Source organism: Nocardioides sp. HB32 (assembly GCF_054058995.1).
On record NZ_JBSSBS010000001.1, the window covers coordinates 2392998 to 2404887 of the forward strand.

The following is an 11890-nucleotide window of genomic DNA, read 5'->3' on the forward strand; positions in this document are numbered from 1 at the left end:
GTGCGCACCGACCTGCGGATGCTGCTGCTCGGCGGCGCCGCGTGGGCAGGTGCGTTGGCCGCCCGGTGGATGGGCTGGTGGGCGGTCGTCGCCGTCCTCGGCCTGGTCCTCGCGCACCGGTGGCGCACGGCCGGCGCGGTGGCGCTGGTGTTCGCCGCGGTCGCCGGCGTCGCGGTCATCCGCACCGACCGCATCGGTGGAAGCCCGGTGGCCCGGCTCGCCGCGGACGGCGCCGCGGTCCGGCTGACCGGCACGGTGACCAGCGACCCGCACCGGACCGCCGGTCGGTACGGCGACGTGGTGATCACCCGAGTCGACGTCCGCAGCGTGACCGGTCGCGGCACGACGTTCGCGCTCTCCGTGCCGGTCCTGGTGCTCGGGGACGACGACTGGGCCGAGGTGCCTCTCGGCAGCACCGTCGAGGCGTCCGGACGGCTGTCGCCGTCGGACGGTGACGACCTGGCCGGCGTGCTGGGCGCGCGCGGGCCGCCGGTGGTGACCGGCGACCCGGACGCGTGGTGGGACGCCGCCGCGGCGGTCCGGGCCTCCATCCGCGACGCCGTCGCGCACCGGCCGGACGCGCAGCGGGCGCTGGTGCCTGCCCTGGTGGACGGCGACGACACCGGAGTCAGCACCGACCTCGCCGACGACTTCCGGACCACCGGGCTGACCCACCTGTTGGCGGTCTCGGGCACGAACCTCACGCTCGTGGTCGGCTTCCTGCTGCTGATCGCCCGCTGGTGCGGGGTCCGCGGCCGGTGGCTCTACGCCGTCGGCGCAGCCGGGATCGTCGGGTTCGTGCTGCTCGCGCGCACCGAGCCGAGCGTCCTCCGTGCCGCGGTGATGGGCACGGTCGCGCTGTTCGCGATGGGTGCGGAGGGTCGGCGGCGCGGGACGCGCGCGCTGGGCGTGGCCGTGCTGGCGTTGCTGCTCGTCCAGCCCGGGCTGGCGACGTCGGCCGGGTTCGCGCTCTCGGTGCTCGCCACCGGCGGCATCCTGCTGCTCGCGCCCGCGTGGCGGGACGCGCTGGCCCGCTGGCTGCCGCGGTGGGCCGCCGAGGCGATCGCGATCCCCGCGGCCGCCCAGCTCGCCTGCACGCCGGTCGTGGCGGCGTTGTCCGGGCAGGTCAGCCTCGTGGCGGTCGCGGCGAACCTGGCCGCCGCACCGGCGGTCGGCCCCGCCACGGTCCTCGGTCTCGCGGGCGGGCTCGCCGGGCTGGTGTGCGACCCGGTCGGACGCCTGCTCGGGATCGGCGCCGGCTGGTGCGTCGCCTGGATCGTCGTGGTGGCGACCCGCGGTGCGGCTCTGCCCACCGCTGCGGTCGGGTGGGGGACCGGCGCCGTCGCGCTGGCACTCCTCACGGTGCTCGTGGTGGCGGTCGTCCTGGTCGCCCCGGTGCTGCTGCGCCGGCCGTCGACCGGGCTGGGGTGCTGCGGGCTGCTGGTGCTCGCGGTGCTGGTCCGGGTCCCGTCCCCGGGGTGGCCGCCGGACGGCTGGGTGCTGGTCGCGTGCGACGTCGGCCAGGGTGACGGCCTGGTCGTGAACGCCGGGCCGCACACCGCGGTCGTCGTCGACGCCGGGCCTGATCCCGACGCGATGGACGCCTGCCTGGACCGGCTCGCGATCGAGTCCGTGCCGCTGCTGGTGCTCACGCACTTCCACGCCGACCACGTCGACGGCGTCACCGGCGTCTACGAGGGCCGGCAGGTCGGGACCGTGGAGACGACCCGGTTGCAGGACCCGCCCGAGGGCGTCGCCGAGGTCGACGCGGTCGCCGATCCGGTGCCTGCGCCGTACGGCACCACCCAGCAGGTCGGCGCGGTCACGCTCGAGGCGCTGTGGCCGCCGCCGGACTCGCCGGCCATCGGGCCGGGCGACGGCAGCACCGCGAACGAGGCCAGCGTGGTGCTGCTCGTCGAGGTCCGGGGCGTCCGGCTGCTGCTGACCGGCGACATCGAGCCGGAGGGCCAGGCCGCGCTGGCGCGCGCCTACCCCGGGCTGGCCGTCGACGTGCTCAAGGTGCCGCACCACGGCAGCAGGTACCAGGACGAGGACTGGCTGCTCTCGCTCGGCGCCCGCGTCGCGGTGACGTCGGTGGGTGCCGACAACGACTACGGCCACCCGGCCCCGGAGACGCTGGAGCCGCTCGCGGCTGCCGGGATCGACGTCTACCGGACCGACCGGGACGGTGACGTCGCGGTGGTGGAGGACGGCGAGGGACTGTCGGTGGTCACCCGCTAGGGTTTCGGCACGATGGCAGGCTCACCGCGCGCGGCAGACGTCCTCGGCCGGGTCACGCTCGTGACCGGCAAGGAGGAGTTCCTCAACGAACGCACCGTCGGCGCCGTCCGGCAGGCGGTGCGCCACCACGACCCGGAGTCCGAGCTCTCCGAGACGGCGGCGTCCGACCTCACCCTCGCGACCCTCGGCGAGCTCTCGGCGCCCTCGCTGTTCTCCAGCATCCGGTGCGTGGTCGTCCGGGGGCTGGAGAACCTGCCCGAGGAGTCGGTCGACGGCCTCCTCGGGTACGCCGCCGACCCGGCCGAGGAGGTCGCGCTCGTGCTCGTCCACGGGGGCGGGCCGAAGGGCTCGGGCGTGCTGACCAAGCTGCGCAAGCTGGCGCCGGTCACCGAGGTGAAGTCCGGGGAGCTCCGGGTCTCGGAGTACCCCGGGTTCGTGGCGGCCGAGGTGCGCGGCCACGGCACCACCATCGACCGCGAGGCCGCCGACGCGCTGGTCCAGGCGGTCGGGCAGGACCTGCGGGCGCTGGCCGCCGCCGCGGACCAGCTCGCCAGCGACTTCGACGGGCAACCGATCACCGAGGAGCGGGTGAAGCAGTACTTCGGCGGCCGTGCCGAGGCCAAGTCGTTCGCGGTGGCCGACGCCGCGCTGTTCGGGCGGCGGACGGTGGCGCTGGAGGAGCTGCGCTGGGCGCTGGACGGGGGCACCGCCCCGGTCCTGGTGACCGCGGCGTTCGCCTCGGGCGCCCGGGGCCTGGCCCGCTACCTGACCGCTCCGCGGGGCATGCGCGAGGCCGACCTGGCCCGCGAGGTCGGCGTGCCCCCCTGGAAGCTGCGCATCGTCCGCGACCAGACCCGTGGCTGGTCCGAGGGTGGGATCGCGCGGGCGATCCGTGCCATCGCCAAGGCCGATGCCGACATCAAGGGCGCCGCCAGCGACCCGTCGTACACCCTCGAGCGTCTGGTCCTCACCGTCACCGACCTGCGCGAGCCCCGGTAGCGACCCGGCCCGAAATGCAGATCGACCCGCCAGCACGAGGCTGACGGGTCGGGGAAGGAGCGACTCAGAGAGAGGCGGCCTTCTTGGCGATCGCGGACTTGCGGTTCGCGGCCTGGTTCTTGTGGATGACGCCCTTGGAGGCGGCCTTGTCGAGCTTCTGCGCGGCATCGCGACCGAGCGCGACCGCGGTGTCCTTGTCGCCGGAGTCGGCGGCCTCGCGGAACTTGCGCACGGCGGACTTCAGCGCGGTCTTGACGGCCTTGTTGCGCTCGTGCCGCTTCTCGTTCTGCTTGTTCCGCTTGATCTGGGACTTGATGTTCGCCACTACATGCGCCTTCGTCGTAGGTAGGTGGTGCCGGGAGAGGTCTGGTGGTGCGTGCGGCGTGCATACAGCCGGACACGCGACGTAAGAGGTTAGCAGCGCGGCGCGCGCCCGCCCAAATTGAGCCTCAGGCCCACTGGCGCCGCTCGCGCAGCCAGTCCCAGCAGACCTCGCCGTGCCACCGCTGCGCGTCGCGCATTTGCGGGGAGGTGGGCGGCACCGGCTGCCGGGCCGAGACCAGGAAGTACGCCGTGACCAGCGCGATCACGATGTCGACGGCTTCGGCGGGCACCTCCGCCAGCAGCGGCGAGGCGGCGAGCACGGCGTCGACGTCCAGCCCGTCGCCCCGCGGCCCGATCAGGAGGAGGACGGTGTCCAGCCACGCCGCGCCGACCACCGGCCAGTTCCAGTCGCACAGCAGCACCCGGCCGTCGGCGGCGAGCAGCAGGTTGTCGTCCCGGATGTCGGTGTGCACGAGCGTCGACCCGGCGGTCACCTCGCCGAACCGCGCGGCCAGCGAGGCGGCCTCGGGGGCGTGTCCGGCGAAGCCCGGCAGGTCCGGGGGAGCGGCCAGCAGGGCGTCCCAGTACGCCGGCCAGGCGTCGAACTCGGTCGCGAAGTCGTCGGCCACGAGGCCGTCGGGCGGTGGGGTCAGCGCGGCCGCCAGCTGCTCGGTCATCGCCACGCAGCGGGCCAGGTCCTCGGGCCGCCACGGCCGACCGGGCTGCCGGGACTCGACGTACTCGATGCCGAGCACCATCCAGTCGTCCGCGTCGTGGGTCCAGAGCAGCCGCGGGGCCGGAGCGCCGTCCGGCAGGGCGCCGAGCTTGCGGGCCTCCTCGCGGTAGGCCTCGGCGAACATCCGCTGCGCTTTCTGCGACGCGGCCTTCACGAAGTGCCGGGACCCGTCCTCGCAGGTCAGCACGGACGCGAAGCCGGGCGTGAAGCCGGCGCCCTGCGACCGTGCGGACACCACGGCCGACCCGCACCGCTCCTCGACCAGCGCGCGCACGTGCGGCGGCAGGTGCGTCCACTCGAGGCGACGCGCGGTCCGGCCGTGCGGGATCGTGGTCGGCACGCGCGGCGAAGTCACCGGCACATCCTTGCGGACGCCCTCGAGTGGTGACGGCAGGGGACGTGCTGCGGTTCTACGTCCTCGGGAGATGGAGCAGGCGGGGCTCCCGGCGTACGGCACCGACCTGGCCAACCCCGACCTCGCGAAGGTCGCCGAGGCCGTCGGGATGACGGGGATCCGGGCCACCGATCCGCACACCGTCGAGGGCGCCGTCCTGGAGGCGTTCGCCCACGACGGACCGGTGCTGCTCGACGTGCTGACCAACCTCGACGAGATCGCGGTGCCGCCGAAGCCCACTCTCGAGCAGGGCCGGGGCATCACGATCGCCAAGACGAAGGAGTTCGTCGAGAGCCGCGAGTGAGGGTTTCGCGGCCCGCGATGGAACAATGGGCGGACCATGACCGCACCCCTGCCCGGCCAGACTCCTCCGGAGATCATCCGGAACTTCTGCATCATCGCCCACATCGACCACGGCAAGTCGACGCTGGCGGACCGGATGCTGCAGCTGACCGGTGTCGTCGACGAGCGCAGCGCCCGGGCTCAGTACCTCGACCGGATGGACATCGAGCGCGAGCGCGGCATCACGATCAAGAGCCAGGCCGTCCGGATGCCCTGGACGGTCCCGGCGGACAACGAGCAGGGCGCCGACGCCGGCACCTACGTCCTCAACATGATCGACACACCGGGCCACGTCGACTTCACCTACGAGGTCTCGCGCTCGCTCGAGGCGTGTGAGGCCGCCGTGCTCCTGGTCGACGCCGCCCAGGGCATCGAGGCGCAGACGCTCGCGAACCTCTACCTCGCGATGGGCGCCGACCTCCACATCATCCCGGTGCTCAACAAGATCGACCTGCCGAGCGCCAACCCGGAGAAGTACGCCGCGGAGATCGCCGGCCTGGTCGGGTGCGACCCGGGCGACGTGCTCCGGGTCAGTGCGAAGACCGGGATGGGCGTCGAGAGCCTCCTCAACCACATCGTCGCGGAGACGCCCCCGCCGGTCGGTGTCGCGGACGCCCCCGCCCGCGCGCTGATCTTCGACTCGGTCTACGACACCTACCGTGGCGTGATCACCTACGTCCGGGTCATCGACGGCGAGCTCACCCACCGCGACCGCATCAAGATGATGTCGACCAACGCGACCCACGAGCTGCTCGAGCTCGGCGTGATCAGCCCCGAGCAGGTCAAGGCCGCGAAGATCGGCGTCGGCGAGGTGGGCTACCTGATCACCGGCGTCAAGGACGTCCGCCAGTCCCGCGTCGGTGACACGGTCACCACCCAGCACCACGGCGCGTCCGAGGCGCTCGGCGGTTACAAGCACCCGAACCCGATGGTGTACGCCGGCCTGTACCCCATCGACGGCGACCAGTTCGGCGATCTCCGCGAGGCGCTGGAGAAGCTCCAGCTCAACGACGCGGCGCTGACGTACGAGCCGGAGACCTCCGGCGCCCTGGGCTTCGGCTTCCGCTGCGGCTTCCTCGGCCTGCTGCACATGGAGATCACCCGCGACCGGCTCGAGCGCGAGTTCGACCTCGACCTGATCTCGACCGCGCCCAACGTGGTCTACGGCGTCCTGATGGAGGACGGCTCCGAGGTGCAGGTGACCAACCCCAGCGAGTTCCCCGAGGGCAAGATCGCCGAGGTCCGCGAGCCCGTCGTACGCGCCACGATCCTGAGCCCGAGCGACTACATCGGCACGATCATGGAGCTCTGCCAGACCAAGCGCGGCACCCTGCAGGGGATGGACTACCTCTCCGAGGACCGCGTCGAGATGCGCTACACCCTGCCGATGGGCGAGATCGTCTTCGACTTCTTCGACCAGCTGAAGTCGCGCACCAAGGGCTACGCCTCGCTCGACTACGAGCGCTCGGGCGAGCAGGCGGCCGACCTGGTCAAGGTCGACGTCCTGCTCCAGGGCGAGCCGGTCGACGCCTTCTCGGCGATCATCCACCGCGACGCCGCCTACTCCTACGGCGTGATGATGGCCGGCAAGCTCAAGGAGCTCATCCCGCGGCAGCAGTTCGAGGTGCCGATCCAGGCCGCCATCGGCGCCCGGGTCATCGCCCGGGAGAACATCCGCGCGATCCGCAAGGACGTGCTCGCCAAGTGCTACGGCGGCGACATCACCCGCAAGCGCAAGCTGCTCGAGAAGCAGAAGGCCGGCAAGAAGCGGATGAAGAACATCGGGACCGTCGAGGTGCCGCCGGAGGCCTTCGTCGCCGCGCTGTCCACGACCCAGCCCTCGGAGAAGACGAAGAAGTAGTGCGCGAGCTGCTGCGCCAGGTCGCCGAGGAGTGGCAGCTCACGCCGGACGGCGAGCCCCGGTCCGGCAGCTGCGCCCTCGTGCTCCCGGTCCGCACGTCGTCCGGCCGCCCCGCGGTGCTCAAGGTCAGCACCCCGCACTGGGAGGCCGAGCTCGAGCACCTCGCGCTCCAGCACTGGCACGGCGACGGGGCGGTGCAGCTGCTCCGGGCCGACCCGCGCCGGTTCGCGCTGCTGCTCGAGCGGCTGCACCCCGAGGACCTCACCGACGTCTGGGACCTCGAGGCCTGCGAGATCGTGGCCGGCTTCTACGAGCGGCTACACGTCCCGGCGGGTCCCCAGTTCGTGACGCTCTCCTCGTGCGTACGCCGGTGGATCGACGAGCTCGGTGGGCTGCCGCGCGACGCCGCCGTACCCCGCCGGCTGGTCGAGCAGGCGGTCTCGCTGGGCCGGGACCTCGCCGCCGACGAGGGCACCGACGGACGGCTGGTCCACACCGACCTGCACTACGAGAACGTGCTCGCCGCCGACCGCGAGCCGTGGCTGGTGATCGACCCCAAGCCGCTCAGCGGTGACCCGCACTACGAGGTCGCGCCGCTGCTCTGGAACCGCTGGGACGAGCTCGAGGGCGACGTACGGCGTGGGGTGCGGGCACGGTTCCACGCGACCGTCGACGCCGCCGGCCTCGACGAGGACCGGGCGCGCGACTGGGTGGTGTTCCGGATGGTGGTCAACGCGATGGAGGATCCGGACGACGCCGACTGGGTCACCCGGTGCGTCACGGTCGCGAAATCCGTCCAGGACTGACCACTGACCGGACCACTTCCGGGGTCGCTACCCGCCGGTAAGTGAAGTGATCTAGGTTACTCGCCATGACCGCCCAGGCCAGTACGTCCGTCGACCCCGGATTCGTCGACCACCTGACGCAGAACTTCGCGATGCAGTTCCTCGACCGCGTCGCCGCCTCCGCCGACCACGAGGCGTTCCGCTACCCCCGAGGGGAGGGCTGGGAGTCGGTGACCTGGCGGCAGGCCGGTGACCTGGTCGAGAAGCTCGCGGCCGGGTTGCTCGCCCTCGGGATCCAGCCCGAGCAGCGCGTCGGCATCGCGTCCTCGACCCGCTACGAGTGGATCCTCGCCGACCTGGCGGTGATGTGCGCCGCCGGCGCCACGACCACGGTGTACCCCTCGACCAACAGCGAGGACACGGCGTACATCCTGGGCGACTCCGAGTGCCGCGTCGTGTTCGCGGAGGACGACGAGCAGATCGCGAAGGTCAACGGGCACAGGAACGAGCTGCCGCACCTGGTGAAGGTCGTGACGTTCGACGGGGCGACCGACGGCGAGTGGGTCATCGGCCTCGACGACGTCGCCGAGCTCGGCACGGCGTACCTCGCGGCGCACCCGGGTGTCGTGGAGGAGACCGCCCGCGCGATCCCCGCCGACCAGCTCGCGACGCTGATCTACACCTCCGGCACCACCGGTCGCCCCAAGGGCGTGCGGCTGCTGCACAAGGCGTGGGTCTACGAGGGCACCGCGATCCAGGTCCAGGACATCCTCCACGAGGACGACCTGCAGTTCCTGTGGCTGCCGATGGCGCACTCGTTCGGCAAGGTGCTGCTCTCGGCGCAGCTCGCGTGCGGCTTCGCCACCGCCATCGACGGCCGGGTCGACCGGATCGTCGACAACCTCGGCATCGTGAAGCCGACGTTCATGGGCGCCGCCCCCCGGATCTTCGAGAAGGCGCACGCCCGGATCGTCACCATGCAGGCCGCCGAGGGCGGGCTGAAGGAGAAGATCTTCAAGAAGGCGTTCGCGGTCGGCCTCGAGGTCGACCGGCTGAAGCGCGACGGCACGTCGGTGCCGTTCCTGCTGAGCCTCCAGCACGGGGTGTTCGACAAGCTGGTGTTCAGCAAGGTGCGCGAGCGCTTCGGCGGCCGGGTGCGGTTCTTCATCTCCGGCTCCGCCGCGCTGAACGCCGACATCGCCGCGTGGTTCCACGCCGCCGGGATCCTCATCCTCGAGGGCTACGGGATGACCGAGAACGCCGCGGGCGCCACGGTCAACCACCCCGACGACTACAAGATCGGCACCGTCGGCCCGGCGCTCCCGGGGAGCGAGGTGAAGATCGGTGAGAACGACGAGGTCATGCTGCGCGGACCGCACGTGATGGCCGGCTACCACAACCTCCCCGAGGAGACCGCGAAGACGCTGACCCCCGACGGCTGGCTGCACACCGGCGACAAGGGCAGCCTCGACAGCGACGGCTTCCTGACGATCACCGGGCGGATCAAGGACCTGTTCAAGACCTCCGGCGGCAAGTACGTCGCGCCGTCGGCGATCGAGTCGAAGTTCAAGGCGGTCTGCCCGTACGCCAGCCAGTTCCTGGTGTTCGGCAACGAGCGGAACTTCGTGGTCGCCCTGGTCACCCTCGACCCCGACGCGATGACGGGCTGGGCCGAGGAGAACGGCATGGCCGGCAGGTCCTACACCGAGATCGTGAGCTCCGACCCGGTCCAGGAGATGGTGGGGGAGTACGTCGAGCAGCTGAACTCCCACCTGAACCGCTGGGAGACCATCAAGAAGTGGAAGGTCCTCGACCACGACCTCACGATCGAGTCCGGCGAGCTCACGCCGTCGATGAAGGTGAAGCGGAACGTCGTCGAGGAGAACCACCAGCAGCTCATCGACTCCTTCTACGGCTGATCGTCGACGCCGAGTCGGCGCAGTCTCAGCTGAGACCGCGCCGACTCGGCAGTCCGATTGACTCGTTCGAACAGATGTTCGAAGATGGGGTGTGGCCAGCACCCTCGACACGATCACGCAGCTGCGCAGCCGGATGGCGGGCATGCAGGACGGCATGCCCCGCCTCGCGCTGGAGACCCATCCGGCGCTGAGCGGGCTGGTCCAGCTGCGCGCGGGTGGCAGCTACGCGGTCGACAGTGCGAGCATCGCGCTGGCGCTGCTCGCCGGGCCGTCGAGGGCGGGGAGCTGGTGCGCGGCCGTCGGGGTTGCCGACTTCGGCGCGGAGGCGGCGTACTCCCTCGGTGTCGACCTGGACCGCACCGTGCTGGTGCCCGACCCCGGCGACCAGTGGCTCGAGGTGACCGCCGCGCTGGTCGACGTCGTGACCGTCGTCCTGGTCCGGCCGCAGGGCAGGGTGCCCGAGAGCGTCGCGGAGAAGCTCGGCGCCCGGCTGCGCAAGCGGTCGGCCGCGCTCGTCGTCCAGGAGAACAGGGCGGGTGACTGGCCGCGCGCGGAGGTCCGGCTGACCACGCGCGAGCCGGCCTGGAGCGGCGTCGGCGAGGGGCACGGCCACCTGCGCGCCCGCCGGATCCTCGTCGAGGCGCACCGCGGGTCCGCGCCGCCGCGGCGGGGTGCGCTGTGGTTCCCGGCCGAGGACCAGACCTACCGGCGCGCCGACGAGCTGGCCGCCGTACCCGCCGTGGAGGCGGCGAGCTGACATGAGGGTCATGGTCCTCTGGTGCCCGGACTGGCCGGTGGTCGCTGCGCTGGCCGACGAGGGACTGCCGACGCACCTGCCGGCGGCGGTGTTCAGCGCGAACATCGTGCAGGCGTGCAACGCCGGCGCCCGGGCTGCCGGCGTACGCCGGGGCATGCGCCGGCGCGACGCCCAGGGGCGCTGCCCGGACCTCCAGGTGTACGCCGTCGGCCCGGACCGGGACGCCCGCGCGTTCGAGCCGGTGCTCGCCGCGGTCGAGGAGCTGCGCCCGGGAGTCGCGCCGCTGCGCCCGGGACTGGTCGCGCTGCGCGCGCCTGGGCGGTTCCACGGCGGCGAGCCGGCGGGCGCGGCGCTGCTGGCCGAGCGGTTGGTCGGGCTGGGCGTGTGGGACTGCCGGTTCGGCACCGCTGACGAGCTGTTCACCGCCGAGCAGGCCGCCCGTCGCGCCGAGCGGCAGGACTGCCTCGTCGTGGAGCCGGGGGAGTCGGTGCCGTTCCTGCGCGGGCTCCCGGTCGAGGCGCTGGAGGACCTCGACGCCGTGAGCCTGATGAAGCGGCTCGGGCTGCGCACCCTCGGCGACCTCGGCGACCTGCCCGCGGCCGACGTGCGCGACCGGTTCGGCCCGCAGGTCGCGTGGGTGCACCGGGTGGTCGGCGGCGACGGCGCCGTCCTCCTCAGCACCCGTACGCCGCCGCCCGAGCTCGCCTGCCACGTCGACTTCGAGCCGCCGCTGGACTCCGCGGAGACGATCAGCTTCAGCGTCCGGCAGACCGCCGACCGGTTCGTCGAGGGGCTGGCCCGGCAGGGACTGGTCTGCACCGAGGTGCTGGTCGAGGCGCGCTGCGAGGGCGCCGCGGAGCCCGCCTCCTCGCGGGCGTGGCTGCACCCGCGCTGGTTCACCGCCGCGGACCTGGTCGACCGGCTGCACTGGCAGCTGCAAGGGGGGTTCCGGGCGGGCGAGGTGCGCACTCCCGTCGACCGGGTGCTGTTCACCCCGCTGACCGTGGTGCCCGACGCGGTGCACGCCGACGGGCTGTGGGGCGGCACCGACGAACGGGTCGAGCGCGGCATCGCCCGGGTGCAGGGCATGCTCGGCCACGAGGCCGTCGTACGCCCGGTCCTCCAGGGTGGCCGGGCCCCGGCTGACCGGCAGGCGCTGGTGCCGTGGGGCGAGCGGCCGACCGGGCTGCGTCCGACCGGCCCACCCTGGCCGGGCAGCATCCCGCCGCCCGCCCCGGCCCGGGTGCTGGCCTCGCCGTGGGCGGCCGAGATGGTGGGCACCGGCGGCCGCACCGTCGACGTCGACGAGCGCGGCGGGATCACCGCCGAGCCGGAGCGGTTCCGCACCGGCCCGTCCAGCGGCTGGCAGCCGGTCGCCGCCTGGGCCGGGCCGTGGCCGGTCGAGGAGCTGTGGTGGGAGTCGAACCCCCGACGCGTCGCGCGGTTCCAGGTCGTCGGCGTCGACGGCCGGGCCTGGCTGATGACCTGGGACTCCGGTGTCTGGTTCACGGAGGCTGCTTATGACTAGCAGG

10 protein-coding genes are annotated in these 11890 nt (G+C 72.8%); 8 read left to right on the forward strand and 2 right to left on the reverse strand.

All coding sequences use genetic code 11. The annotated features are described in order from the left end of the window. Both ACVW2K_RS12135 and holA read left to right on the forward strand, forming a co-directional pair. On the forward strand, positions 1 to 2241 hold the full coding sequence (locus tag ACVW2K_RS12135) for a ComEC/Rec2 family competence protein (RefSeq protein ID WP_457202684.1): 2241 nt from the start codon (positions 1 to 3) through the stop codon (positions 2239 to 2241). Between the two features lie 12 nt (positions 2242 to 2253). Further along, the gene (gene holA, locus ACVW2K_RS12140; protein WP_457202685.1) at positions 2254 to 3240 is read left to right on the forward strand and encodes a DNA polymerase III subunit delta; all 987 of its coding nucleotides are present in this window, start codon (positions 2254 to 2256) and stop codon (positions 3238 to 3240) included. 64 nt (positions 3241 to 3304) lie between these two features. Here the strand turns inward: holA and rpsT are convergent, their stop codons facing one another. Continuing rightward, the gene (gene rpsT / locus ACVW2K_RS12145) at positions 3305 to 3565 is read right to left on the reverse strand and encodes a 30S ribosomal protein S20 (protein WP_028637631.1); all 261 of its coding nucleotides are present in this window, start codon (positions 3563 to 3565) and stop codon (positions 3305 to 3307) included. Between the two features lie 124 nt (positions 3566 to 3689). Continuing rightward, entirely contained in the window at positions 3690 to 4655 is a 966-nt protein-coding gene (locus ACVW2K_RS12150; protein WP_457202686.1) for a phosphotransferase family protein, read from the reverse strand. 70 nt (positions 4656 to 4725) lie between these two features. Between ACVW2K_RS12150 and ACVW2K_RS12155 the strand changes: the two genes are divergently transcribed. The 6 genes from ACVW2K_RS12155 (at position 4726) to ACVW2K_RS12180 (ending at position 11886) form a co-directional block, all read left to right on the forward strand. Beyond that, entirely contained in the window at positions 4726 to 4998 is a 273-nt protein-coding gene (locus ACVW2K_RS12155; protein WP_457202687.1) for a thiamine pyrophosphate-dependent enzyme, read from the forward strand. Between the two features lie 36 nt (positions 4999 to 5034). Beyond that, positions 5035 to 6897: a translation elongation factor 4 gene (lepA, locus tag ACVW2K_RS12160; protein ID WP_028637634.1), complete on the forward strand. Its 1863-nt coding sequence runs from the start codon at positions 5035 to 5037 to the stop codon at positions 6895 to 6897. Beyond that, on the forward strand, positions 6897 to 7703 hold the full coding sequence (locus ACVW2K_RS12165; protein WP_457202688.1) for an aminoglycoside phosphotransferase family protein: 807 nt from the start codon (positions 6897 to 6899) through the stop codon (positions 7701 to 7703). Before lepA ends, ACVW2K_RS12165 begins: the two co-directional genes overlap by 1 nt. Positions 7704 to 7768: 65 nt before the next feature. After that, positions 7769 to 9601 (forward strand): AMP-dependent synthetase/ligase, encoded by a 1833-nt coding sequence (locus ACVW2K_RS12170; RefSeq protein WP_457202689.1) that lies wholly within the window; start codon positions 7769 to 7771, stop codon positions 9599 to 9601. Between the two features lie 91 nt (positions 9602 to 9692). Further along, positions 9693 to 10358, forward strand: coding sequence for a hypothetical protein (locus tag ACVW2K_RS12175; protein WP_457202690.1), 666 nt, complete (start codon positions 9693 to 9695; stop codon positions 10356 to 10358). Position 10359: 1 nt separating this feature from the next. Beyond that, the gene (locus ACVW2K_RS12180; protein WP_457202691.1) at positions 10360 to 11886 is read left to right on the forward strand and encodes a DNA polymerase Y family protein; all 1527 of its coding nucleotides are present in this window, start codon (positions 10360 to 10362) and stop codon (positions 11884 to 11886) included. The last annotated feature ends 4 nt before the right edge of the window (positions 11887 to 11890 follow it).

What these genes read in the sequence shown, in the direction of transcription:
- ACVW2K_RS12170 (WP_457202689.1), top strand. Translation starts at nt 7,769, where the DNA reads ATGACCGCCCAGGCCAGTACGTCCGTCGACCCCGGATTCGTCGACCAC.
- ACVW2K_RS12155 (WP_457202687.1), top strand. Translation starts at nt 4,726, where the DNA reads ATGGAGCAGGCGGGGCTCCCGGCGTACGGCACCGACCTGGCCAACCCC.
- holA (WP_457202685.1), top strand. Translation starts at nt 2,254, where the DNA reads ATGGCAGGCTCACCGCGCGCGGCAGACGTCCTCGGCCGGGTCACGCTC.
- lepA (WP_028637634.1), top strand. Translation starts at nt 5,035, where the DNA reads ATGACCGCACCCCTGCCCGGCCAGACTCCTCCGGAGATCATCCGGAAC.
- ACVW2K_RS12180 (WP_457202691.1), top strand. Translation starts at nt 10,360, where the DNA reads ATGAGGGTCATGGTCCTCTGGTGCCCGGACTGGCCGGTGGTCGCTGCG.